Here is a 24,172-nt window from a genome sequence, read left to right on the forward strand (position 1 = left end):
TGAAATGATTTTCAGGCAGGCCTGGCAGGCGGTATTTCCGTTGAAGCAGGTGAGTGAACGAATAGGTATGTATATTTAAGAATATTGTTTACCCATCATTGTAGCGATACCGATGTGAAGCACCATAAAATAAATAAAACCGAATGAAACTTTGGACTAAAAATACGGCATCATTAAAAGAGGTGGAGAAATTTACTGTAGGCAGAGACCGGGAGTTTGATCTAATGCTTGCACCCTATGATGTGTTGGGCAATATAGCACATGCAACCATGCTTGCAGAAATAGGATTACTGGAACAAAGTGAGCAGAACGCGCTGGTTGCTGAGTTGAAAAACATTTATAAAACCACTGTTGACGGTACTTTTACTATAGAAGAGGATGTAGAGGATGTACATTCGCAAATAGAATTTCTGTTAACGCAAGCTTTGGGGGATATAGGTAAAAAAGTACATTCTGCCCGCAGCCGTAATGACCAGGTACTGGTAGATGTAAAGCTTTTTTTAAGAAGTGAAATTGAAAACGTTGTGCATTCGGTAAACGAATTATTTCAACTGCTGATCAGCAAATCCAATGAATACAAAGATGTGCTACTGCCCGGCTATACACATTTGCAAACTGCCATGCCGTCTTCATTCGGGTTATGGTTAGGCGCCTATGCCGAAAGCCTCGTAGATGATCTTACGGTTTTAAAAAGCGCTTACGACGTGGTCAATAAAAACCCGCTGGGCTCGGCAGCCGGTTATGGATCTTCCTTTCCGATAAACAGGACCAGGACTACAGAACTGCTGGGCTTTGCAAGCCTTAACTATAATGTAGTGTATGCGCAAATGGGGCGCGGTAAGGCAGAGCGCATCACAGCAATGGGGTTGGCCAACATTGCTGAAACTATCGGCAAACTATCTATGGATGCTACCTTGTATCTGAGCCAGAACTTCGCATTCATCAGCTTTCCGCCGGAGCTTACTACCGGCAGCAGTATAATGCCGCACAAAAAGAACCCTGATGTATTTGAGCTCATACGCAGCTATTCCAACCGGTTGAAGGCCTTGCCCAATGAGATCATGCTAATGACTGCCAACCTGCCTTCCGGCTATCACCGCGACCTGCAATTGCTGAAGGAAAACCTGTTTCCTGCCTTTAAGATTTTGCGCGATTGTATCCAAATGACTGAGCTGATGATCTCTCATATGGAAGTGCGCAGAGATATTGTGGAAGAGGAAAAATACAGGTATATTTTCAGCGTGGAAGAGGTGAACAAGCTGGTTTTGCAGGGTGTGCCTTTCCGTGATGCATACAAAAAAACAGGGTTAGATATTGAAGCCGGCAAGTTTGAGTACTCAACTCAAATACATCATACTCACGAAGGCTCTATAGGAAATCTATGCAACGATAAAATAGAGGATAACATGCGCAAAGTACTGTCGTCATTTGATTTCGAAACATACCATACGGCCATTGGCAGGCTGCTGTGTTAGGCAAACCTTCTTTTTACCAGTTGCAGGAACTGGTTTACAACCTTGTCGTTCTCATCCCAGAAATAGGTAATGCGCAGTTCTCTTTCTATCCAGTCTGTACTTTCTTTTAAAGAACTAAAATTGTTGATGGTAAGAATGCTGCGCTCGTAGGCAGTGGCATCGCCGCGAAACAGCTCGTTGATGAAAAGGTACCTGTCATTGATGCCGATGCCTGATTTCAAGTCCCTGATGGGGTGGCTTTCGCCGATTTCGCGCTTGTTGCTTTTAAGTCTTTCGTTCAGGTCAACTGCCGGTGCCGGTGTTTCGCCAAATAGGGACTGCTGCACCGTTTTTGGTTTTTCATCTTCTTTGTAAATCTGGAAGAAAGACAGCTCTTTTTCAATAAGCCTGCTGTGGAGCGGTTTCTTTTTTTCAGGATTGGGCTTAGGAGATTCCGCAGGCGTTTTTTCAGCCTGTTGCGGCCTGGCAGTTTGCTCTTCAGCAACTATCTGTGTAGCCGCAGCGCTTGTATAGCCCGGCGACACAACTGTAATGCCTTTATGGCTTTTTTTTGAATCGCTCTGCAGCGTAGATACCAGCAACTGTGCGGTGATCAGTATTTTACTGTCATCAGCATTTTCCTGTAATTGTTGGTATAACTTCTCTATAAGGAGCTGTTTGTTATTGGCTTTGTTTGTATCCATCTGCACAAAATTCAAATAAGAATAAAGTTACAAAAGTATTTTCTTAAAATCTTAATTTTACACGCTACTAATAGAATTTTAAAGTAAATTTAGAAGTGTTCAACAGAAAAAAAATTGGCAGATGTTTATAGAGCCTACTTTGTTCAGGGAAGAAAAAAGAGGATGGATTGAAGTGATCTGTGGCTCTATGTTTAGCGGCAAAACCGAAGAGCTGATCCGCAGGATGAAGCGTGCACAATTCGCAAACCTGAGGGTAGAAATATTCAAGCCCGCCGTTGATACGCGTTACGATGAAGTAAATGTGGTAAGCCACGATGCAAATATGATTCACAGCACACCGGTAGAAAAGTCGCAAAATATTTTATTGCTTTGCGGAGATGTAGATGTGGTAGGCATTGATGAAGCACAGTTTTTTGATGCGGATATAGTGCATGTGTGCCAGATGCTTGCCAACAAAGGTATTCGTGTAATCGTTGCCGGCCTGGATACAGACTTTCTCGCCAACCCTTTCGGCCCCATGCCTCAGCTGCTGGCTGTAGCAGAATACATCACCAAGCTGCACGCAATCTGTATGAAGTGCGGCGGCCTTGCCAATCATTCTTTTCGCAAAGTAAACAAAGGCCCGCAGTTAGTGCTGGGTGAAAAAGATTTGTATGAACCGCGCTGCAGAAATTGCTACAATGAGGGCTTAAGAGAAAACGAAACAGAATGAATTACGCTGAAACCATTGATTATTTGTACGCACAGCTTCCCATGTTCAGCAAAGTGGGTAAGTCTGCCCTGAAAAATAACCTTTCCAATACACTGGAACTTTGCGCGCTGCTCGGTGATCCGCAAAGGAACTTCAAAACCATTCATATTGCAGGCACCAACGGCAAAGGGTCGGTAAGCCATATGCTCGCCGCAATTTTGCAGGAAGCAGGCTATACGGTTGGATTGTATACATCACCGCACCTCAAAGACTTCCGTGAAAGGATCCGTGTGAACGGCGCCATCTGTGAAGAACAGTTCGTGATAGACTTTACCCGAAAGATGCAGCAGCATATCCCGCAGGTTGAGCCTTCCTTTTTCGAGATCACCGTGGCTATGGCTTTTGATTATTTTGCACAAAAAAAAGTGGATATAGCTGTGATTGAAACCGGCCTGGGCGGCAGGTTTGACAGTACCAATATTATTTCACCCGAACTGTCAGTGATCACCAATATAGCACTGGATCATGTAAATATATTAGGTAATACACTTGAGAAGATAGCTACATCTAAAGCCGGGATCATTAAGCCTTATACGCCTGTGGTGATAGGCGCTGTGCTGCCTGAAACGCGGGCTGTATTTGAGTTTGAGGCCAAAGAAAAAAACGCGCCCGTTATTTATGCACAGCAAAAATATACCATCGCCGGCCGCAGGCAATACCTGCATTTCCTGGAAGTTGACGTGGAAGATCAGCAACAGGCGAAACAAACATACCGGCTTGACCTTACCGGCTTGTACCAGTCAAAAAATTTACTGACCGTGCTTGCTGCGGCAGATGAATTGAAGAAGAAAGGATTTGTTGTTGAAGAAGCAGCATTGCATAGAGGCCTGGCCAATACAAAAAAACTTACCGGCCTTTTCGGGCGATGGGAACTCATACAGGAAAAGCCGCTTATCATAGCAGACGTTGGCCACAATGAAGACGGTATAAGGCAAATAACAGAAAACCTGCAGAATGTAAACTATAAGCAATTGCACATTGTGGTTGGTTTTGTAAAAGACAAGGATGTGAATGCTGCGCTGTCGCTGCTGCCTAAAGAAGCTGTTTATTATTTCACCAAAGCCAATCTGCCGCGCGCTATGCAGGAAGATGACTTGCGCCAACTGGCGCAAACGCACGGCTTGCAAGGCAGTGCATATGCCTCTGTAAGCAATGCCCTGAATGCCGCTAAGCATCATGCCACTCCGGATGATATGATATTGATCTGCGGCAGTGTGTTTGTTGTTGCGGAAGTGAGCGGTGTGCACAGCGTTACATCTGTAACAGATCACTGATTTCTATTAAACAAAAAACCCTGAAAAAGCGGGATTGTATTGCTGTTGTAAGCACGCTAATCTTGCAGTGAATTTATTCTTTACTAAAGCTCGCGGCAGCAATCAAATTAAACATATGCGCAGCAAATACTCTTGGATTTTGTGTGCGGCTATGATCACTATGATCACTGTACCGTATACTAAGACATAAAAATTTTACCGTCTACGGATAACAACTCATTGCCCTCTGCTGCGGTATCTGCCTTTGCCCGTCTGTTACCGGCGGCGATCTTATTTTAATAGAATACTAATTTTTCAATCTATCCACTCTTATTATCTTGCAGGCAAATTTTTACCAGATGCGTATAAGACTGATCTTTTTATTTCTTTTCATTGCCAACATGGCAATAGCTCAACAAAAATTACGGCCCGGTTTTGATGCTGTGGAGTATGCTCAATTGTTAGCTGTTACAGGTTACAGAGATAAAACCGCTGATTCAGCGAAGCTGAATACTTTAAAGAAAGATTTCCGGCTGGCTTACCGCTCTCCGGAAGTGGGTATGAAAAACCGCTGGACATTGTATGTAAACGGGCAGGAAAAAACTGCTGTAATTTTTATCCGCGGCACAGTGGAGAATGACACCAGCTGGCTGGCAAATTATTACTTCGCCATGATTCCTGCGCAAGGGACCCTGCAAATAGCTCGCGGTAAAACATTTCATTACAAGCTTGCGGCGAACAAGCATGCAGCCGTGCATGCGGGCTGGACAGTTTCTTTGGGTTTTATGGCTGAAGATATTGAGCAAAAAATTATAGCACAGCATGCCGGCGGCATCAGCGACTTTTATATTTTCGGGCATAGCCAGGGTGGCGCCATTGCCTATTTACTAAGATCTTACCTGCATTACCGCCAGCAGGACGGTACTTTGCCGAAAGATATTTTTTTTAAAACCTATTGCAGCGCGGCGCCCAAGCCGGGCAATATCAACTACGCTTATGATTATGATTTTATCAATCGCGGCCCATGGGCTTTTAATGTAGTAAACGCGGTTGACTGGGTGCCTGAAACTCCCTACACCGTACAGGCTATGCGGGACATGTACCCTCTTAACCCGCTGGTGCAAATGCGCCGGGATCTTAAAGACGAGAAATTATTTAAGCGTATTGTAGGCCGCTACCTGATCGGCAAGGTGGAGAAAAGACCGCGCAAAGCACAGCAAATGTTTACTGATTATTTCGGGCATAAGATCTATAAGTATGCTGTAAGCAAGGCGCTGCCTGGTTTTAAGGAGCCTCAATATGCGCCTACTGTGAATTATATGCGCGCAGGTACACCCGTGATACTGATGCCGGACGAAGCTTACTTTCAACTATTCGACGAGGCAAAGCATCCTAAAGATAAATTCCTGCACCACAGCTATGAGGCATATTATTATTTGTTGAAGAAGGATTATTTGAAATGATGAGATTCTTGGTCAAATTGTTGGAATTTGTAAAATGATTGATTACAATCCCAACTTTATTTATCTCCCGCCGATGTATACCTGGCTGTTGCCCAAAGCTATTTCACTTGCCCCGATAAGCCTTTTAAATGTCTGGCAACCTGCTGTCATTCATCAGTGCTACTGATGAGTAACAGCAGCAATAGAAGCGGAACTATTTTCCTCATGATATGTTTAGTTCCTATTTATATAGCAAGTACTGCTGCCGCGTCTTTTTGTATTCAGACAGTTTTGGCTCCCATGATTGCTGTATTTCTTTTACAGATAAGCCTGCAGCAATTTGATTTTTAAAGTTGGCATCTCCTGATAAGCCATCAATACTGCCCATCTGATTACTTTGCGTCCTGTCAAAAAATTTTGCTTTATCCGGATAGGCGTTGTAGAGGTCTATTATCCACTGAATGTTAATGCGCTTGCTTTGCCTGAGTTTAGACACATCATAATTGCGCAGATCCAGGCCGTAACATACCTGGTTCATATAAATGGGCGTTTCACTCATGCCCTTAATACTTTTAGGGATAAAGGAGAATGCGTACTTTCCTTTGAATAACGGGCTGCCTAAGATAGTAAATGGGTAATAGGTTCCTCTGCCGTGGTTTACGGCTACACCTTCAAACAGGCAGGTGGAAGGATACAGCATTATGCTCTGTTGTGTATTCAGGTTTGGAGAAGGCGGTACGGGTAAAACATAATCCATATCATGAGCATAATTTTTAACCGGTATGATTTTTAGTTTACATTTTGTGTTGCCTGGCAACCATCCTTCTCCATTGATCATTTGCGCAAATTCAGCAATAGTCATTCCGTGCGATATGGGTATGGGAAATTGGCCGATGCCTGATTTTAATGACATGTCCAGAACAGGGCCATCAATTAAATAGCCATTTGGATTGGGCCTGTCAAGGATTAATAATTCCTTGTTGTTTTCGGCGCAGGATTCCATAACATCTCTCAGTACATTAATGTAGGTATAAAACCTGCATCCCACATCCTGTACATCAAATACCATAATGTCTACATCACTTAAATCAGTTTTCGATGGCTTTCTTTTATTGCCGTAAAGAGACACAATTTTTATTCCGGTAGCAGCATCCTTTTCATCGCCCACACTAACGCCGGCGCTTGCATTTCCCCGGAAACCATGTTCAGGGCCAAAAACTTTCACAATACGAATGCCTCGTTTCAGGAGACTGTCTACCAAGTGGGTTTTACCGATGATTGTTGTCGGGTTGGCAAGTATGCCTACCCGTTTTCCTTTTAGGAGATCTATATATTTTTCAGTTTGGTCTGCGCCGGTTAGAATTTTTGCAGGAATGTCATTAGCTGCCGATCCATTTTTTGGGTTTAAAAAAATGAAGAAGCACAGTAAGGCAAAAAATAAATATTTATACATGGGCTGGAAAATTTAGGAATTAAAGTATAAAGTAAATGTAGGAAATTAACTTAGATTATATTCATGCCAGAGATTATAATTTATACTTATTTGTTGCTTGCGAATTAGAGGAGCTGCCTGTCTCTTCTTTTGACAGATCCTGGATATTGACGTGTACCTTTTGTATAAAGGTTAATACGGGAATGCTTCGGGCATAAAACCACTCCTGCCCCTTCCAGCGCGAGCTTAGATGTTTATTCAGGATAATAGTGTCATAGAATGCGAATTGAGTATCCACTCTGCCCCCTTCGAATTTCTTCGCAAAGGGCAGCGTGTTACAGGTTTAGCATCAGCTTCTTCGGAAGGATGATAGGGCAGCAGCTCTAAATCACAATTCACAAATCAAAAGATTCCAGATGAAAACAAGGCTGCACCAGGCTTTTCAAATCACAAATAGCAAATCACAATTCAAAATCGCAACTTACAACTTCAAACATCAGATTCCTTCCAGCTTCAATAGAAATGCGTAAACCAAAGCTACATCTTTCAGGTAATCAAAGCGCCCGCTGGCGCCGCCGTGGCCGTATTCCATATCGGTTTTCAGCAATATCACATTGTTACCGGTTTTATAATCGCGGAGTTTGGCTACCCATTTAGCAGGCTCAAAATATTGCACCTGGCTGTCGTGCAGCCCGGTGGTAACAAGCAGGTTGGGATAGTTTTTTCTTTCAATATTTTCATAGGGCGAATAGCTTTTCATATACATGTATGCCTCCTTGTTTTTGGGATTGCCCCATTCGTCGTATTCGTTGGTGGTCAGCGGTATGCTTTCATCAAGCATGGTATTGATCACGTCTACAAAAGGCACCTGCGCAATCATGCCATTGTACAACTGCGGGGCCATATTTGCCACCGCGCCCATCAGCAGGCCGCCTGCGCTGCCGCCCTGTGCGTACAGATGCTGCGGAGAAGTGAATTTTTCTTTGATCAGGTACTCAGAAACATCTATAAAATCTGTGAAGGTGTTTTTCTTCTTCATCATTTTGCCATCTTCGTACCATTGCCGCCCCATCTCTTCACCGCCGCGGATATGTGCAATCGCGTAGGCAAACCCTCTGTCGAGCAGGCTGAGCCTTGAGGTGCTGAAACTGGCATTCATGCTATTGCCGTAGCTGCCGTAAGCATATTGCAGCAACGGGGCATTGCCGTCTTTTTGAAATCCTTTTTTATAAACAATGGAAACAGGGATCTTTGTGCCGTCTTTAGCAGTAGCAAATAAGCGCTCGGTAACATATTGTGATTTATCGTAACCGCCAACAACTTCCTGCTGCTTTAGCAAGGTGCGTTTGCCTGTTGCCAGGTTTTGTTCGTATTGTGAAGCCGGCGTTATCAGTGATGTATAGCCAAAACGGAAATTGTCTGTATTATATTCCGCATTGCCCGAAGGAGAAAGGGTATAGGCAGGTTCATCGAATTTCAGGAATTCTTTTTTGCCGGTTTTCCTGTTTAAAATCACAATCTGGTTAAGGCCGTTTTGCCTTTCAGTAAAAACCAGGAAGTTTTTAAATGCATCTATACCTTCAATCAGTACATCTTTTCTGTGTGGTAAAAAATCTTTCCAGGCAGCAACATCCGTTTTATGCAGCGGTGTTTCCATCACTTTAAAATTCAGCGCATCTTTATTGGTAAGGATCAGGAATTTATTTTCAAGCGGAACCACGCTGTAAAGCACATTCTTCATCCTTGGCTGGAATACTTTAAAAGCCTCCATCGGCTTATCCGCAGGAATATAGCGGATTTCAGAAGAGGTGGTAGAAGAAGAATTGATGAAAATATATTTTTTGTTTTTAGACTTGCCCTGGCCAATGTAGTTCGTATTGTCTTTCTCTTCGTACACCACCACATCTTTATCAGCGCCGGCGCCCAGCGTGTGCCGCATGATCTTTTCCGTAAGTAATGTTTCGGGATTTTTTGAAGTGTAGAAGAATGTTTTATTATCGTTGGCCCAGGTAGCGCTGCCTGTTGTATTGCTGATCTTTAAGTCTGTGATCTTGCCGGTTTTCAGGTCTTTTAAAAATAGTTTGTATTGCCTCCTGGAAACCTGGTCTACGCCGAATATCATTTTGTTGTTGTCTGGGCTAATGGAAAAGCCGGTAGCTGAGTAGTAAGGATAGCCTTCTGCCATTTTATCTACGTCTAACAATATTTCTTCCGGCGCTTTCAGGCTGCCTTTTTTCCTGCAATACTTAAAATATTGTTTGCCGTCTTCGGTGCGTGTGTAATAGTAATAGCCGTTGAGCAGGTAAGGCACAGATTCATCCTTCTCCTTTATCCTGCCGCGCATTTCTTTGAACAGTTCCTGCTGTAGGGGTTCTGTATCCTTCATCATGGCATCCAGGTAGGCGTTTTCCGCAGCCAGGTAGTCAATCACCCTGGCGCTGTCGGGCCCTTTGCCGAAAAAATCGTACATCCAGTAGTAGTTATCGTTTACGGGGTCGTTGTGCACATTCCTGATGCGTTCTTTTTTCAGTGCTATGGGAGGTTTGGCGTCCGGCCATGTATATTTTTGCTGGCTCATTGTGGTTAGTGAAAATAAAAACAGGGAAATAATGAATAATGAAAAGGGTTTATATTGCATATAAAATTTTTTAAGGCGAAAATTACAGAATTGTATTGAACCTGCAAAGCAGTGGCAATAATTGTTGCTGCAGATCCTTTGCCTCGCAAGGGATGATTGAATTCTTGCCGGCAAATATTCCGGTCTTCAAAAGGGGAACCGGATTTGTGCAAAGGCTAATTTTTTAGCTTTAAATTTCTTTATTTTACACAATCAACCTTATATTTGCCCAAATTTCTATAAAACATGGCATCGAAGGGTTACAGATTCTTTATCCGCATTCATTTTATTGTTGTTTTATCATTGTTCTGTTGCATTTCTTATGCCCAGGATAGTAGCGCTTTAATGTCTGTTGCCCAGGAAGAGCGTGTTGAAAAAGCCGAGTTCAATGCCGGAAATGCCATTATCCACCACGTATTGGATGCGCATGAATTTCATTTTTTCAGTATCGGTGATTTCCATGCGAGCCTGCCTTTGCCTGTGATCCTGTATTCGCCTGCCAAAGGCGTGGATATGTTCCTGTCCAGCAAGTTCGGCCATGCCGGTCACCTGCAGCCATACAAAGGATACAGGATGGTAGACGAGCATTATATTGAGGAGCAAAAAGCATTGGGCGTTGATTCAGCCGCTGTTGCAGGCCTGCACGCAGGAAGCATTGTTGCGGAAGACGGATCTAAAGTATACGATCTTTCCATCACCAAAAACGTAGCACAGATGCTGCTTTCAGCTATCCTGCTGATACTGATCATGACCAGCGTGGCTAAAAGCGCCAGGAGAAACGGCCCCAACAAGGCGCCTACCGGCCTGCAAAACCTCATAGAGCCGGTAATAACTTTTGTGCGCGACGATATTGCCAGGCCAAACCTTTACGGCAAGCACAACCGGTATATGCCTTTCCTGCTTACGTTATTTTTCTTTATTTTAATCAATAACCTCCTGGGCCTGATACCCGGCGCCGCCAACTCTTCCGGCAATATTGCGTTTACGGGTGTACTGGCGCTGATAGCGTTTGTGTATATTCTCATCAGCACCAACAAAGAATTCTGGGCACACACTTTATGGGCTCCGGGCATACCCGTTCCGGTTAAGCTGATCCTGGCCCCGGTAGAGCTGCTGAGCCTGTTGATCAAGCCGGCTGCCCTGATGATACGTCTCTTTGCCAACATGACGGCGGGGCACATCATTATCCTGAGCTTTATTTCATTGATCTTTATTTTTGGTAATATGTCAACAGTGGCGGGTGCAGGCTTTGCCCCCGTATCTATTGCGTTTGCCATTTTTATGTATTGTATAGAATTGCTGGTAGCTTTTATTCAGGCGTTTATCTTTACCATGCTTACCGCTGTGTTTATCGGGCAGTCTATTGAGCCTTCTACACACGGCGACCATGCGCACGCACATGATGACAAGCATGAAATAGCTGCAGCATAAAATTTTTGGAACAACGATTTTTTTAATAAATAAAAACAAACAAGTATGTCAATGTTGAACGTTTTAATGGAAGGCACTGCCCAGTTGGGCGGAGCTATCGGTGCAGGTCTGGCTGCCATCGGTGCAGGTATCGGTATCGGTCAGATAGGTAAAGGCGCTGTAGAAAGCATTGCGCGCCAGCCTGAAGCTGCCGGAGACATTCGTACAAACATGATCCTGACTGCTGCGTTCATCGAGGGTGTTGCCCTTTTCGCAGTTATCGCAGGCCTGCTGGCTGTATTAAGCTAATTTGTACAAGCTATTTATTGCACTCAAAGTACAGGACGGCGGGTGCAATAAATTTATTTTTTTTTAAGAAAGAAAATTTAATCATTACTATATGGAATTACTATTGCCCGGTTTAGGATATTTCTTATACATGCTCATTGCATTTATTATTGTAATGGTTATCCTGGCCAAGTTTGCCTGGAAGCCTATACTTAAAATGCTCAATGACAGGGAAACAGGTATTGCCGAATCATTGTCTGCTGCTGAAAAAGCCAGGCATGAAATGGCCAGCCTGAAAAGCGAGAATGAACAACTGCTGCTGAAAGCTGCCGAAGAAAGAACCCTGATGCTGAAAGAAGCCAAAGAAGCCGGAGATAAGATCATTGCCGAATCGCAGGAGAAAGCCAAAGCTGAATTCAACAGGATTGTAGCTGATGCCAGGCTGGTGATAGACCAGCAGAAAAACCAGGCCATGATAGATGTGAAAAACAGGGTGGGCGACCTGGTGGTAGAGCTTTCAGAAAAAATATTGCGCAGGCAACTGCAAGATAAGTCTGCACAGGAAGCATATATCAATGACCTGGTACAGGACGTAAAATTAAATTAATTTAAAAAGGAAATTCACACATAAAGCATGCAGAACAATCTTTTAGCATCGGTTTACGCAAAGAGCCTTGTGGGAATAGCGCAGGAGCAGAACAAGTTAGACGAGGTTTACCGCGATGTGCTTTACATGATTGACGTGGCAAAGCAAAGCCGTGAATTCAGAAACCTGGTCAGCAGCCCGGTGATCGCCGCAGATAAAAAATGGAGCATCATCCATGCAGTTGTACAGGGAAAGATCAGCGAGCTTACTTCACGCTTTATACAGCTATTGATAAAAAAAGACAGGGAGAAAAACCTTTTACAGATACTGGAAGCTTTTGTAGGGCAGTACAACGAAGTAATGGGCATTCACGAAGTAAAATTGACTACTGCCAAAGAACTAACCCCTGAAGCCAGGGAAACTTTTATGAATAAGCTGAAGGAAGAAACCAGCTTTGAGAAGATACAGCTGCAAACCGTTGTAAACCCCGATATCATCGGCGGCTTTATACTGGAGTACCACGGCAACCTGGTGGATGCCAGCATACAGCGCGACCTGAAAGACATCAGCAAGCAATTTAAAACAAATTTGTACGAACATAATATTCGATAAAAAACAGTTCATTTAAAAATAAAAAAGAAATGCCGGAAATTAAACCAGATGAGATATCAGCGATATTAAGACAACAATTAAGCAATTTCAATGTGTCTGCTGATTTGGAAGAAGTAGGAACCGTACTTCAGGTGGGCGATGGTATTGCCCGTATTTACGGATTAAACAGCGTACAGGCAGGTGAATTGGTGGAGTTTGATAATGGGGTAAGAGCAATTGCACTGAACCTGGAAGAAGATAACGTGGGTGTGGTATTGATGGGTGAAAGTACAGGTATCCGGGAAGGAGACAGGGCAAAAAGAACAGGGCTGATCGCTTCCATCAACGTGGGTGAAGGTTTGGTTGGCAGGGTTATCAATACATTGGGAGAGGCTATTGACGGCAAGGGCCCGATACAGGGGCAACTCTATGAAATGCCTTTGGAGCGCAAGGCGCCGGGTGTTATTTTCCGTGAGCCGGTAAAAGAGCCCCTGCAAACAGGCGTCAAGGCTATTGATGCCATGATCCCCATAGGCCGCGGCCAGCGTGAACTGGTGATCGGCGACCGCCAGACCGGTAAAACCGCCATCTGCGTGGATACCATCATCAACCAGAAAGAATTTTTCGATGCCGGCAACCCGGTTTATTGTATATACGTGGCAATAGGCCAGAAAGCATCTACCATTGCGGGTGTAATGAAAACGCTGGAAGACCACGGCGCTATGGCTTATACCACCATTGTTGCAGCCTCAGCATCTGACCCGGCTCCGCTGCAGTTCTATGCACCCTTTGCCGGTGCGGCCATCGGCGAATTTTTCCGCGATACAGGCCGCCCTGCACTGATCATCTATGATGATTTGTCTAAACAGGCTGTTGCTTACCGCGAGGTTTCCCTGCTGCTTCGCCGCCCGCCGGGACGCGAGGCGTATCCGGGCGACGTGTTTTACCTGCACAGCCGCTTGCTGGAAAGAGCTGCAAAGGTGATCAACAATGACGAGGTGGCTAAGAATATGAACGACCTGCCGGAATCTATCAGGCATATGGTAAAAGGCGGCGGTTCACTTACGGCATTGCCGATCATTGAAACACAGGCGGGCGACGTATCTGCCTACATTCCTACCAACGTGATCTCTATTACAGACGGACAAATATTCCTGGAAACCAACCTCTTCCTCTCAGGCATACGCCCTGCGATCAACGTGGGTATCTCTGTAAGCCGTGTGGGTGGTAATGCGCAGATCAAATCCATGAAAAAAGTTGCCGGCACCCTGAAACTGGATCAGGCGCTATACCGTGAAATGGAAGCCTTCTCTAAATTCGGGGGCGACCTGGACGCAGCCACTAAAAACGTAATTGACAAAGGTGCGCGCAACGTGGAAATACTGAAGCAACCCCAGTTCTCTCCGTATAAAGTAGAAAAACAGGTAGCTATTATTTACCTGGGTACGCAAGGATTGCTCAAAGATGTACCGGTAAAAAAGATCAAAGACTTTGAAAAACAGTTTTTGCTTGAAATGGAAAATAAATTGCCGGAAGTTTTAGGTGAATTTAAGAAAGGTAATTTGCCTGAAGAAGGCATTAAGCAAATGGTGGAATTGGCCAACACAATTATTCCGCATTTTAAATAAAGTTTCTAAACTATAAACAACAGAGCCACTCTCCACAGGGTGGTTCTTTTTTATCAGCAGTTGCTCTGCACTTTGTGTTTCCGGAATGCCGGCTAAAAGGCAACAAAGCACAGGATTTCCACGAAGAACATGGTTAAATTACACAGCATTTTACCAGAAACGAAATCATGTTGCACCCTTGCGCGCTTTACCTGTAAAAAAGAAAACGAAGCACAAGGGAGGTAAGGAGCTTTACCAGGCACGCAGGTGATAAAACCACGTGTAAATGCTTAACTGCTTACTTTTGCATTATGGGCAACAGTTTTTTCAGGTTCAAACAATTTACCGTACACCAGGAACGCACAGCTATGAAAGTATGTACAGATGCCTGCCTGTTCGGAAGTTTGCTGCCTGCGGGAAATTTCCCGCGTGCACTGGATATCGGAGCAGGCACCGGCCTGCTTTCGCTGATGTTTGCCCAGCAACACCCGCAGTCTATGATCGATGCTGTTGAAATTGACGCAGATGCTGCCTTGCAGGCTGATGAAAACTTCCGCAATTCACCTTTCCAAAACCTGAGGCTGGTACATACTGACATCATGCATCATGCCCCGGTAACCGGCAATAGCTATGACATTGTATTCTCAAACCCCCCTTTTTACCAGCACCATCTTACATCTGCAAATGAAAAGAAAAATATGGCACACCACGGCAGTACATTAAGCCTGCAACAGTTGGTCGCCGCTGTTGACCGCCTGCTGTCCCGGCAGGGGCTGTTTTGTGTGCTCTTGCCCTATTCGCGGCATGCATATTTTACAGGAATGGCGAAGGAAGCCGGTTTTTACCCGCAGCAGGTTTACCTGGTAAAGCAGACGCCTGCGCATGCTGTTTTTCGCAGCATTTTATTTCTTGCACGCAGCAAAAGGGAAATGTGCATGGAAACAATAACCATCAGGGAAGATGCCGGAGGGTACAGCGAACGGTTTATGGCTCTGCTGAAAGCGTATTACCTGCATTTATGATAAAAAGTAATGCAAAAATGCTACAGATTGAAAATCTTATTATACTTTTGCAATCCCAACATGAAAATTTGCCCAGATGGCGGAATTGGTAGACGCGCTAGACTCAAAATCTGGTTTCCGCAAGGGAGTGCAGGTTCGATTCCTGTTCTGGGCACAGGACGCTGAAACGGCGTCCTTTTTTTATCCCCGGCAATCAGCTTATCCCCCCAGCATATTGGTGCAATAGCATGATCAGCTATACATTTCCAACCTTACCGGTAATTACCGGCAGGTATTACTACCCATTCTTAGCTGACTGCAAGGAAATTATTGATGCCATACGCTAAGTATCAGCGTGATAGAACAGCTGTTGCATTTTAGTATGCTTTCGGTCAACTTTTTGTGGTAATAACATTCCCTGTATTAAAACCGTATTTATGGACTTAGGTGGAAAATTTGATTATGCGGAATATCTCAGCTATTCCGACCTGTTGTTTTTATTGCAACTATCCGATGAAATAGCTATGCTGCCTGCGGAGGAAGAGATATTCAGTTATTGCTGCCGGGCTTTCGCTGCGAAAATTATAGCCGATGAAGTGGTGGTATACGATTTTACCGGGCCCATGCCGCAACTGAAATGCCATTTCAAAAGAAAGAATGCAACGCCGCAACCAGAACCCTGTACAGAACATTTCCGGTTATACAGCCAGCAGAGTATGCTCAAGCTGCCCGATGTAAAAAATACACACCCGGAATTATTTGACAAGTGCAGCACCGGCGCCTTGCTCGGTGTGTTGTTGCCGGAAGGCGGCAATGGTATGTTCCTGCTGGAAATGCGCAATGATACACCCACTGAGTGGAGAGAAAATGATGTTGAGCTTGCGCGCAGCGGTTTTCAAAAAATACTGTCAGCGGTACTCAGGATCAGGGAAATAGATAAATTCAGGAAACAAAGCTTTGACTTTGAAACTACTGCTAATGCACTTGGTTTATCGGTATGGGGTTCCTCATCCGAATCTTCCGAGCCGCAGGGTGCTGAATTAAAAACCCTGAAAGAAGCCCTGGTAAAAGCTGCCTTGCCGGACGATGTAGTAAAAAGTATTGCAGAAGAAGATGTTCCCAGGGTGGAAATAGAGATAAACCGTTCGCTGGCAGAAGGCAAAGATTATGAAATAGAATACCAGCGTGTCAACGGCAGCAGGCCTCAATGGGTAAAGCTAAAAGGCGGCAAGCGTACAGATGCGGCGGGCAGGCCGCATTTATGGTATTCAGAGCTGGATATTTCAGAATTTAAACATTCGCAGACACAGCTTATAAAAGACAAAAAAAATAAGGAATTCCTGTTGTGGCTTACCGATGAACTAAGCACCATTAAGGACCCGGTAGCCGTGCAAAAGAAAGCCGCAGAAATGCTGGGCAGGCATTTTGATTTTTCCATGGCCCATTACAGCATGTATACAAACGGGTTATGGACCACCGAATGGCAATACCGTGCACCGGGCGTTACCAGCAGCATGGTAGGCAGCCATCATGATAATAACCACCCGCTGATAACCTCGCACCTCAAAAAAGACAAAACCTTTGTATCGTGCAACCTGGCTACAGATACAAGGCTGGAAGATGAGGAACGTGCTACTATGAAAGATCTCGGCGTGGGCGCCGTGGTAATGTCGCCTATCTCCGGCGGCGGTGTGCTCAAAGGCTCATTTGTGGTAGCACAGGATAAGCCTAAGGAATGGACAGACGATGAGATATCTGTAATAAAAGAAGTGGCCCGGCGTACACAGAGCGCAGTAGAGCATACGCTGGCGGAAAAAGCTTTAAAAACTTCCGAGAAAAAATTCCGCAAATTATTCAACGGCATCAACATTGGCGCAGCTATCTGTAAACTTATTTTTGATGAGCAGCAAAAAGCCGCCGATGTTGTATTTGAACATGTAAACCCTGTAGCCGTAAAGATCATGGGGTTTGATTTTACGGGTAAAACGCTGAATGAGATTGGTTTTATTAAAGAAAAATTATGGTTGGAAATTTACCAGCGTGTGGCCAGAACCGGTTCAGAAGAGAAGCATATTTTATATTCATCTGTCAGCAACAGGTGGTTTGATTTTAATGTTGTAAAATATGATGAAAAGAACGGTGATCATGTGGCTATTTTATTTAACGACATTACCCAAAAAATAGTATCCGAAGAAAAAGAAAAGCGTATAGCCCGCTACAATGCCTACCAGTTAAAAATAAATGATGCATTGCGCACATTGAGTTCTGCAGAAGATGTGGTAAATATTGCTACAAAAATTATGGCCGAGGCTTTGGATGCCGACAGGTTATTGATTGGTGAGAGCAATAACGATCACACACAGTGTGTCATGTCAGGATACGATGCATGCCAGGTGAAGTTTCCTGGAAGTATTCCCGCTGCTCAATATAACTCTATATGCGCTGTAGCACAGCAGCATATTCCTGTTGTAATTGACAATGTGAATATTCATTCAGAGGAAAACAGTACCGACATCCGGTATCCTGACGGCGTAAGCCATACCTTTACCGATGAAGAGCAAAAAAGTCTTTTACAATACCATATTGAATCACTTATGGTATTCCCGGTAATAAAAGGCAGCCGCCGGATGGCCAATGTCAATGTACATTGCAGCAAGCCCAGAGCATGGAACCAGGAAGATTTTGATTTTCTTATGGAAGCCGGCGAGCGGACCTGGGAAATAATGATGCGCCTGCGTTCCGAAGAAGCTTTGCGCGATACAAAACAGCGCTATATCACTAAGCTGGAGCAGGTTGTGCGTGAGCGTACGGCGGAAGTAAAGCAAAGCAGGGACTTGTTCCAGTCTACCATGGATGCATCTATGGATATGATCCAAGTTTTTGAAGCGGTAAGAAATGAGCAGGGTGAAATTGTGGATTTCAAATACATTCTTTTAAACCATGAAGCTGAAAAAAAATGCCCCTGTCTTTAGGGAAGAATTTGCTGGATACCCAGCCCGGAGTAGTGGAAGATACTACTTTTGAAGCGTTTAAACAGGTTGTGGAAACAGGCATTTCCCAGCAGTATGAAAAGTACAATGTACAGTTTGACGAGTGGTATTGCCAATCGGTGGTGAAATTAGGTGACGGCGTAACTACTACTACTTCAGATATTACCCAACGCAAAAAGGCAGAAGAATCGCTCCGCCAGAGCAAAGACCTTTTGCAAAAAATAATTGATGCCCCAAACATCGGCATGGCTGTGTACAAAGCCATCCGTAACGAGACGGGAGAGATCACAGACTACTATCATGAATACATTAACCGGGCAAGCATTGAAATGCTGGGGGAAGATTTTACGGGCAGGCTGTTCAGCGAGCATGGCGAAAGCGCCAGCACGCAATTGGCACAGTTCAATGAAACGATTGCAAGCAACAGCGGAACCAGTTATGTGAATGAGATTGAGTTTCGTGGAAGAAAAGCGTGGTTTGCCATTACCAATACACCGATTGGTGATGACCGGCTGGTACATACCCGGGAAGACATTACCCAAAGGAAAAACAACCAACAACAGATACTACAGCTGAAAGAAGAAATAGCAAAAACAGCTACTGATAAATACTATTCCATATTTAATTCCATAGATCAGGGCTTTTGTATTTATGAAATTGTTTACGATGAAAATCAAAAACCCATTGACCTGGAATGGGTAGAGGTGAATCCGGCCTATGAAAAGCAAACCGGTTTAACTAATGTTACCGGCAAGCGCCACAGCGATTTGAATCTGAATACGGAAAGCTGTTGGCTGGAAATATATGAAAGGGTTTGTAAAACAGGAGAAGCTGTGCGTTTTGAGCAGTGGCACCAAGGTACCCGCCGGTGGTATTACACCTTTACTTTTCGTATGGGAGATCAAGGCAGTAAACAGGTTGCAGTGGTTTTTTACCGACATTACCGAACGCAAAGAGCGGGAAGCTAATCTTGCTTTTCTGGCAGAACTCATGAAGGATTTTGCCCCTCTCGGTTCTGTGGAGGAAATCATGAAAACGGCAGCAGCACGCATTCTCAGCCACCTTCAACTTTCCCAATGTTCGTTCATAGAGGTCAACTACTCGCTCAGGGAATGCACTATTTTGTACAATCTACGTGCGAACGGCGCAGCATCTATGACCGGCACATACAAGCTAACCGATTTTCATACCGAGAAGGAGAACCGCCTGCTGGCTTCAGGACAACCAATGATTATCAATAATGTTGAAGACGGAGCAAGGTCCCCGGAAAAGGCAGCAGCATTTCGCGACATAGATGTCGGATCTGTTGTGAACATACCGTACCTGATTAATGGAAAGTGGGTATTTAACCTTGGCGTAACACGTAGTGGTGCCAGCCAATGGTCAAAAGGAGAAGTCGAATTGTTACAGGAGGTCTGCAGCCGCGTATGGATAAGAATTGAGCGCGCAAAAGCAGAGGAAATGTTGCGGATATCCGAAGACAAGTACCGTACCATTTTCAATACCATAGATTTAGGCTTTGTTTTTTGTGAAGCAATGATGGATGAGAAAAGGCATATCACCGATATTTTATACCTGGATAATAACCCTGCTTCTGCTAAAATAATGGGGCAGGATTACAAAGGTAAAAAAGCAAGCGAGCTATACCCTGCAACTAAAGATTACTGGTGCAGGCGGGCAGAAAATGCGCTGAAAAATAATAATGGAGAGCGTTATGAATTCTATTCAGAACTTGCAGGAAGACATATAGACGCCTACGCTGTAAAAATTCCTGCGCTGGGCGAAAATATGCTGGCTATAGTATTCCAGGAAGCCTTACAAGCCAAAAAAGAATAGCCGGCATCTAAACATAGAAACACAACACGGAGGAGCATAAAGTGGCAAAGCAAAAAAAAGAAATATTTGATTTCGCAATATTAGGCGGATGCATCACCAGTGTTACACTGGGGTATCTTCTGCAGAAGGCAGGCAAAAAGGTGCTTCTTGTTGAGCAGCAAAGCATTGGCATTGAAACTACCGGAAGGTATTATACCATCCTCAGCGAGCAGCCGGAATTTATTAAAATAAACAATTACAAACCGCCGGCGAGCGACCCGGCCAGGACACCTTTTGACTACCTGCAGAAAGGCCTGGAATTTATACTGGCTACCAGTAAGAAATACAATATCCGGTGCGACCTGCGCCATGTGCCCGACCGGGCGCTACCGTTCGCAGGGCAACAAATACCGGGACCGGTACATTTATTCAACCCGTTCAAATACATTATAGCCCTTGCTGAAATAGTAGCTAACAACGGGGGTGTGGTGATGGATAAGAGCCGGGTGCTCAAAGTAGAGAAATGCAATGATACCTATACTGTACATACTTCACGCGGTAAGGCTTTAGCTAAAAATATTATATACTCACCCAGGTCTTCGAGGATACTTTCATTGGGCCTGAAACTGGTCATTCCCTACCAGACCTATTCTCTGATGGCCAAGCTGGCAAACATTTACCCTGAAAGTGTATTCAGGAATACCAAACACAACCTGCTTACACACATCATCCAGGCCGACAAAAGTACTACGCTGGTAGAGGTGCAGGGCGCTGATTATAAAGTGATCAAAGGAAAAGACGATCGCCGGCAGTTTAAAATACTGGAAGATTATTTAATGAATAACTTTGAAGTGCAGTGCCTCATGGTACGCTGGTCTTCCGTTTATTATAAGTCGCCCGATGGCGGGTTGCTTACCGGCCCGTTGGAAACGCCGGGCAGCTATGTGGTGGCGGGTTACAATTATTCACATCCTTCCATAGGCACTATGGCTGCCATGTACTTTACGCAACAGCTCTTTGAAAAAGAATCCTTACAGGCTACGGGGCTGGCTGGCACAAGTATGCAGGAATGATACCAGCACCTAAAATATTGCGCCCGCATTCCGAAGTAAATTAATTACCGGCACGGGCAGCAATTTTATATGCGGTAGCTTGTTTTCAAAACCTGTGATGGCAGCTTGCGCAAAGCTTGGAAGCTAATGTATATTGTCCTTAAGCTCATCTACCTGTTCTTCTATCTGGTCTACCTTTTCTTCAATATGCTCTACTTTACTGCCCAAGTGTGTGATCTCTTTTTCAATGGTAGTGGTAGCCATTTTATTTTTTTTGTTCATAGCCACTTCTGCCATCCGCATATAAAGGTCGCGCAGTTCATCAAGCTCCTGCTCTGTAAGGTCTTCGGCGCCTACCAGCCGGTTGCTGGCGCCGCGTGTGGCTGCAATGAGCTCATTAAGCTTTAGCTGTATGGCTTTTGAATCCTTGTTCTGCGATTTCTGTATCAGGAAAACCATTAAGAAAGTTATAATGGTGGTGCCGGTATTGATCATCAGTTGCCAATATTCGGAGTAGTTAAAAAAAGGTCCGCTCACAGCCCAGATAATCACGGTTGATGTTGCAATGGCAAACGCTGCGGAACTGCCGGTTACCTGTGTAATTTTGTTCGAAAACCGCTCAAATAACGGCGGATTCGTATGCTCACTATTCATGTTAATCTGTTTTGGGTAAGTGAACAAAATCCACGCCATTGTAATCCCGGTGGCGAACCTGGCGTCTTTACTCTTTGCAACTGGTTGGTTATAAGTTTGTTATCTGTTTTCTTCCTTAATTTCCCTGAGTTCTTCGTCTTTGATGCTGGCCTCTATACGCTCTTTTTTGAGCCCCTGGCGCAGCAAGGCAAAGATGGTCATGTAAATATTAGCCATAAAAACCAGTGAGAAGCCTGAAATAATGTACCCCCGCCAGTCGTGGAGAATGAGTTTATAGCCGGTAAGCAGCACGAACAACAGGGTGACCCAGTGGCTGAAGCAATATTCACAGGTAAAGACGTAGAAGAATTTTTTCCGGAAAAACGATTTGGAAGTACTGCCCTGGTTTGCACAATAATCCCGTGCCTCGCGGAATATTTCTTCATGCGTCACCGTCCAGGCAATGCAGGCTATGACCAGGCTGTAAATAAATAATCGGGTAATTTCATTCGTCATTATTTAATTACCACAATAAACGTGCGATAATAAGCCGTCAATCCTGCGCAGCCATAAATTGTTCTCCTTTTTTAAACAGCAGTGACAATACTAATCCCAGCAATAAAATCACCAGGCCTACGCTAAAGGCATATACGCCTGCTTTTTCACCGAAATGGTCTTTCATGTAAGCCACAATCTGCGGGCCCAGGATGCCGCCTACACCCCAGGCGGTAAGCATGGAGCCATAGACAACCGGCATCAGCCTTGCGCCGAAAACGTCTTTTACAAAAGAAGGTATCACGCCAAAGCCTCCGCCGTAGCAGAGCAAAACAAAGCATACCAGCACTGAGAATATAAGCGGCTCCTTTAAAAATATCAGCGCCAGGAACACAATTGCCTGTGCGCCCAGCAAAAGCCTGAATGTCTGTATCCTGCCGATCTTGTCAGAGGCAGCTCCCCACACAAACCTTCCCAGGCCGTTGCAGATGGAACTCAGCGCAATAAGCGTAGCGCCGGCAGCTGCCAGCCCGGCCACAGTTTCGGGAGACTGAAAATCAGTATTTGCGGGCATCCTGAACTTCATCAGGTCTTGCAGTAAGGGCGACTGAAAGGAAATAAAGATCATGCCGGCCACTACGTTAAACATAAAAATAAACCAGATCACCAGGAATTGCTTAGAGAAAATAGCTTTTTTTACCGGGAGATTATTTTGCTGAACGCCTGAAGCTGCCTTGGTTGCAATAATCTTTTCTTCCGGTGGGAAACGCATGAATAAAGCCGATAAAGGTAGTAATATTAAAAGTGTAATGCCGATGTACATAAACACAGCGCTCATATTGCCGCCCGTAAGATCCATAAATACCGGGGCCAAGATTTTAGACATCAGCACAGCGCCCAGACCAAAGCCCATCACTACCATGCCCGTCACCAGTCCCTGCTTATCGGGAAACCATTTAGAGGCAGTGGTTACCGGCGTTACGTATGCCAGCCCCAGGCCGATGCCTCCTACCACGCCGAAGCCAAGGTACAGCAGCAATAAACTGTGCTGCTGCAAGGCAAAGGAAGCAATAAAGTACCCCAGCGCGTACAGCAATCCGCCGGCAACTGCCAGCTTTTTAGGGCCGTATTTCGGCAGGATCACACCGCCCCAGGCTGCGGATATGCCCAGCATAAAAATAGCCAGGCTGAATGCCCATGCTACTTCTGTGTTGCTCCAACGGTAGGCATCGGCTATAGGTTTTTGAAAAAAGCTCCAGGCATACACAGTTCCCAGTCCCAGCTGGATCACGGTTCCCATTATGGCAATTAGCCACCTATTGTTCCTCATATCTTCGATTTTAAGAATGCAAAATTATTTTAAATCTTAAGTATTAAAAATGATATAACTCATGTGGGGGATTTGTGGGTGAAAGGTGAAAAGTAAGAAGTAAAGAATATCGCCATGTCAGGTGTTTTCACCTGACATCGTAATCTTCTTTCTTTGCATTAAAACAAATTGATTCTTTTTGCCATAGCCGCAAAAAGAATCAAAAAAATCTAGCCCGCCTGAAGGTGAGCCGCGCGCATGGGCTCTGACCCGGAAGCAATTTGCACTCAGGAACAATTGCTTCGCCGCAGTTATTCTAAAGTCTATAACTTCTCTCGGGCGAATCAATCACCTTCCGTGCATTGCTTCCTCTCACCGACAGGCGGGCGCGTGGTTCGGGCGCATAAGTATTATCGAAGCTTTCAAATTGATTTGGGCTTTTAACCATTTCAAAATGCTGTATTTCGTCATGGCTTACCGAGAAAAAGTTTGAATGTTTTTGTTTCACGCAAAGTTGCCTTTAGATCTAAAATAGTTCTTTACAGCAATTGGATATCAAGAGTTAGTAAATAATTTTGTGAAAGGAAGCGGGGTGAACTTTGCAGAGACAAAGACATTAAGGTCTATTTTGCGTATTAGTCCCCGCTGACCTTCCACGGTGCCTTAGGCCCAGTTAGAATAGTAAGTCCTTAAAGACTAATTAAAGGTCTTAGGCTTTGGCACTTTTTATTAATTGTCCTTA

Annotated in this window: 21 protein-coding genes and 1 tRNA gene; 15 read left to right on the forward strand and 7 right to left on the reverse strand. The window is 44.6% G+C overall.

The annotated features are described in order from the left end of the window. The first annotated feature begins 143 nt into the window (after nucleotides 1-143). Nucleotides 144-1,475: an argininosuccinate lyase gene (gene argH / locus OD355_RS02005; RefSeq protein ID WP_263036773.1), complete on the forward strand. Its 1,332-nt coding sequence runs from the start codon at nucleotides 144-146 to the stop codon at nucleotides 1,473-1,475. Here argH and OD355_RS02010 read toward each other — a convergent pair. Next, nucleotides 1,472-2,158, reverse strand: a complete 687-nt coding sequence (locus OD355_RS02010) for a hypothetical protein (RefSeq protein ID WP_263036774.1) — start codon at nucleotides 2,156-2,158, stop codon at nucleotides 1,472-1,474. The two genes, argH and OD355_RS02010, sit on opposite strands and share 4 nt — an antisense overlap. Before the next feature lie 121 nt (nucleotides 2,159-2,279). Here OD355_RS02010 and OD355_RS02015 point away from each other — a divergent pair, with 121 nt between their 5' ends. From OD355_RS02015 to OD355_RS02025, 3 genes are all read left to right on the forward strand, one after another. Beyond that, a complete protein-coding gene (locus tag OD355_RS02015; RefSeq protein WP_317619103.1) occupies nucleotides 2,280-2,870 on the forward strand; it encodes a thymidine kinase in 591 nt (196 codons plus the stop codon). Next, nucleotides 2,867-4,183 carry a bifunctional folylpolyglutamate synthase/dihydrofolate synthase gene (locus OD355_RS02020; protein WP_263036775.1) on the forward strand — a complete coding sequence of 439 codons (1,317 nt, stop codon included), beginning with the start codon at nucleotides 2,867-2,869 and terminating at the stop codon, nucleotides 4,181-4,183. Before OD355_RS02015 ends, OD355_RS02020 begins: the two co-directional genes overlap by 4 nt. A gap of 338 nt (nucleotides 4,184-4,521) precedes the next feature. Then, nucleotides 4,522-5,625 (forward strand): lipase family protein, encoded by a 1,104-nt coding sequence (locus OD355_RS02025; protein WP_263036776.1) that lies wholly within the window; start codon nucleotides 4,522-4,524, stop codon nucleotides 5,623-5,625. Between the two features lie 220 nt (nucleotides 5,626-5,845). On the opposite strand, the gene OD355_RS02030 is transcribed toward OD355_RS02025, so the two are convergent. The 3 genes from OD355_RS02030 to OD355_RS02040 all read right to left on the reverse strand — a co-directional run bounded on the left by OD355_RS02030 (nucleotide 5,846) and on the right by OD355_RS02040 (nucleotide 9,674). Then, nucleotides 5,846-7,057 (reverse strand): exo-beta-N-acetylmuramidase NamZ family protein, encoded by a 1,212-nt coding sequence (locus OD355_RS02030; RefSeq protein WP_263036777.1) that lies wholly within the window; start codon nucleotides 7,055-7,057, stop codon nucleotides 5,846-5,848. A gap of 73 nt (nucleotides 7,058-7,130) precedes the next feature. After that, nucleotides 7,131-7,334 carry a hypothetical protein gene (locus OD355_RS02035; protein WP_263036778.1) on the reverse strand — a complete coding sequence of 68 codons (204 nt, stop codon included), beginning with the start codon at nucleotides 7,332-7,334 and terminating at the stop codon, nucleotides 7,131-7,133. A gap of 198 nt (nucleotides 7,335-7,532) precedes the next feature. Then, entirely contained in the window at nucleotides 7,533-9,674 is a 2,142-nt protein-coding gene (locus OD355_RS02040) for a S9 family peptidase (protein ID WP_263036779.1), read from the reverse strand. A gap of 225 nt (nucleotides 9,675-9,899) precedes the next feature. Between OD355_RS02040 and atpB the strand changes: the two genes are divergently transcribed. From atpB to OD355_RS02090, 11 genes are all read left to right on the forward strand, one after another. Beyond that, nucleotides 9,900-11,084, forward strand: a complete 1,185-nt coding sequence (gene atpB, locus OD355_RS02045) for a F0F1 ATP synthase subunit A (protein ID WP_263036780.1) — start codon at nucleotides 9,900-9,902, stop codon at nucleotides 11,082-11,084. 45 nt (nucleotides 11,085-11,129) lie between these two features. Beyond that, complete coding sequence (atpE, locus tag OD355_RS02050) at nucleotides 11,130-11,372, forward strand: ATP synthase F0 subunit C (RefSeq protein ID WP_263036781.1); 243 nt, start codon at nucleotides 11,130-11,132, stop codon at nucleotides 11,370-11,372. Nucleotides 11,373-11,463: 91 nt separating this feature from the next. Continuing rightward, the gene (atpF, locus tag OD355_RS02055) at nucleotides 11,464-11,958 is read left to right on the forward strand and encodes a F0F1 ATP synthase subunit B (protein WP_263036782.1); all 495 of its coding nucleotides are present in this window, start codon (nucleotides 11,464-11,466) and stop codon (nucleotides 11,956-11,958) included. Between the two features lie 27 nt (nucleotides 11,959-11,985). After that, the gene (atpH, locus tag OD355_RS02060) at nucleotides 11,986-12,549 is read left to right on the forward strand and encodes an ATP synthase F1 subunit delta (RefSeq protein ID WP_263036783.1); all 564 of its coding nucleotides are present in this window, start codon (nucleotides 11,986-11,988) and stop codon (nucleotides 12,547-12,549) included. 29 nt (nucleotides 12,550-12,578) lie between these two features. Beyond that, nucleotides 12,579-14,156, forward strand: coding sequence for a F0F1 ATP synthase subunit alpha (gene atpA, locus OD355_RS02065; RefSeq protein WP_263036784.1), 1,578 nt, complete (start codon nucleotides 12,579-12,581; stop codon nucleotides 14,154-14,156). Between the two features lie 290 nt (nucleotides 14,157-14,446). Beyond that, a complete protein-coding gene (locus OD355_RS02070; protein WP_263036785.1) occupies nucleotides 14,447-15,157 on the forward strand; it encodes a tRNA1(Val) (adenine(37)-N6)-methyltransferase in 711 nt (236 codons plus the stop codon). Between the two features lie 70 nt (nucleotides 15,158-15,227). Next, a tRNA-Leu gene (locus OD355_RS02075) sits at nucleotides 15,228-15,311 on the forward strand. Nucleotides 15,312-15,573: 262 nt separating this feature from the next. Continuing rightward, complete coding sequence (locus OD355_RS02080; protein WP_263036786.1) at nucleotides 15,574-18,108, forward strand: GAF domain-containing protein; 2,535 nt, start codon at nucleotides 15,574-15,576, stop codon at nucleotides 18,106-18,108. Next, nucleotides 18,093-19,094 (forward strand): PAS domain-containing protein, encoded by a 1,002-nt coding sequence (locus OD355_RS13915; protein ID WP_382303490.1) that lies wholly within the window; start codon nucleotides 18,093-18,095, stop codon nucleotides 19,092-19,094. The genes OD355_RS02080 and OD355_RS13915 overlap by 16 nt, the downstream gene beginning before the upstream one ends. Before the next feature lie 61 nt (nucleotides 19,095-19,155). Next, complete coding sequence (locus tag OD355_RS02085) at nucleotides 19,156-19,962, forward strand: GAF domain-containing protein (protein WP_382303494.1); 807 nt, start codon at nucleotides 19,156-19,158, stop codon at nucleotides 19,960-19,962. Between the two features lie 41 nt (nucleotides 19,963-20,003). Continuing rightward, nucleotides 20,004-21,014 carry an FAD-dependent oxidoreductase gene (locus OD355_RS02090; protein ID WP_263036788.1) on the forward strand — a complete coding sequence of 337 codons (1,011 nt, stop codon included), beginning with the start codon at nucleotides 20,004-20,006 and terminating at the stop codon, nucleotides 21,012-21,014. A 123-nt stretch (nucleotides 21,015-21,137) separates the two neighbouring features. On the opposite strand, the gene OD355_RS02095 is transcribed toward OD355_RS02090, so the two are convergent. The 3 genes from OD355_RS02095 to OD355_RS02105 form a co-directional block, all read right to left on the reverse strand. Beyond that, on the reverse strand, nucleotides 21,138-21,647 hold the full coding sequence (locus OD355_RS02095) for a low affinity iron permease family protein (protein ID WP_263036789.1): 510 nt from the start codon (nucleotides 21,645-21,647) through the stop codon (nucleotides 21,138-21,140). A gap of 99 nt (nucleotides 21,648-21,746) precedes the next feature. Further along, nucleotides 21,747-22,142: a hypothetical protein gene (locus OD355_RS02100; RefSeq protein ID WP_263036790.1), complete on the reverse strand. Its 396-nt coding sequence runs from the start codon at nucleotides 22,140-22,142 to the stop codon at nucleotides 21,747-21,749. Between the two features lie 37 nt (nucleotides 22,143-22,179). Beyond that, nucleotides 22,180-23,451 carry an L-lactate MFS transporter gene (locus OD355_RS02105; protein ID WP_263036791.1) on the reverse strand — a complete coding sequence of 424 codons (1,272 nt, stop codon included), beginning with the start codon at nucleotides 23,449-23,451 and terminating at the stop codon, nucleotides 22,180-22,182. Nucleotides 23,452-24,172: the final 721 nt, after the last annotated feature.

Origin of the sequence: Haoranjiania flava (genome assembly GCF_025631005.1) — a bacterium.
In the GTDB taxonomy this organism is placed as follows: Bacteria; Bacteroidota; Bacteroidia; order Chitinophagales; family Chitinophagaceae; genus Haoranjiania; species Haoranjiania flava.

Coding starts and splice junctions, on each gene's coding strand:
- atpH (WP_263036783.1), top strand. CDS start 11,986: ATGCAGAACAATCTTTTAGCATCGGTTTACGCAAAGAGCCTTGTGGGA.
- OD355_RS13915 (WP_382303490.1), top strand. CDS start 18,093: ATGCCCCTGTCTTTAGGGAAGAATTTGCTGGATACCCAGCCCGGAGTA.
- OD355_RS02025 (WP_263036776.1), top strand. CDS start 4,522: ATGCGTATAAGACTGATCTTTTTATTTCTTTTCATTGCCAACATGGCA.
- OD355_RS02105 (WP_263036791.1), bottom strand. CDS start 23,451: ATGAGGAACAATAGGTGGCTAATTGCCATAATGGGAACCGTGATCCAG.
- atpA (WP_263036784.1), top strand. CDS start 12,579: ATGCCGGAAATTAAACCAGATGAGATATCAGCGATATTAAGACAACAA.
- OD355_RS02030 (WP_263036777.1), bottom strand. CDS start 7,057: ATGTATAAATATTTATTTTTTGCCTTACTGTGCTTCTTCATTTTTTTA.
- OD355_RS02020 (WP_263036775.1), top strand. CDS start 2,867: ATGAATTACGCTGAAACCATTGATTATTTGTACGCACAGCTTCCCATG.
- OD355_RS02100 (WP_263036790.1), bottom strand. CDS start 22,142: ATGACGAATGAAATTACCCGATTATTTATTTACAGCCTGGTCATAGCC.
- argH (WP_263036773.1), top strand. CDS start 144: ATGAAACTTTGGACTAAAAATACGGCATCATTAAAAGAGGTGGAGAAA.
- OD355_RS02080 (WP_263036786.1), top strand. CDS start 15,574: ATGGACTTAGGTGGAAAATTTGATTATGCGGAATATCTCAGCTATTCC.
- OD355_RS02010 (WP_263036774.1), bottom strand. CDS start 2,158: ATGGATACAAACAAAGCCAATAACAAACAGCTCCTTATAGAGAAGTTA.
- atpB (WP_263036780.1), top strand. CDS start 9,900: ATGGCATCGAAGGGTTACAGATTCTTTATCCGCATTCATTTTATTGTT.
- atpE (WP_263036781.1), top strand. CDS start 11,130: ATGTCAATGTTGAACGTTTTAATGGAAGGCACTGCCCAGTTGGGCGGA.
- atpF (WP_263036782.1), top strand. CDS start 11,464: ATGGAATTACTATTGCCCGGTTTAGGATATTTCTTATACATGCTCATT.
- OD355_RS02095 (WP_263036789.1), bottom strand. CDS start 21,647: ATGAATAGTGAGCATACGAATCCGCCGTTATTTGAGCGGTTTTCGAAC.
- OD355_RS02085 (WP_382303494.1), top strand. CDS start 19,156: ATGAAAACGGCAGCAGCACGCATTCTCAGCCACCTTCAACTTTCCCAA.
- OD355_RS02070 (WP_263036785.1), top strand. CDS start 14,447: ATGGGCAACAGTTTTTTCAGGTTCAAACAATTTACCGTACACCAGGAA.
- OD355_RS02040 (WP_263036779.1), bottom strand. CDS start 9,674: ATGCAATATAAACCCTTTTCATTATTCATTATTTCCCTGTTTTTATTT.
- OD355_RS02015 (WP_317619103.1), top strand. CDS start 2,280: ATGTTTATAGAGCCTACTTTGTTCAGGGAAGAAAAAAGAGGATGGATT.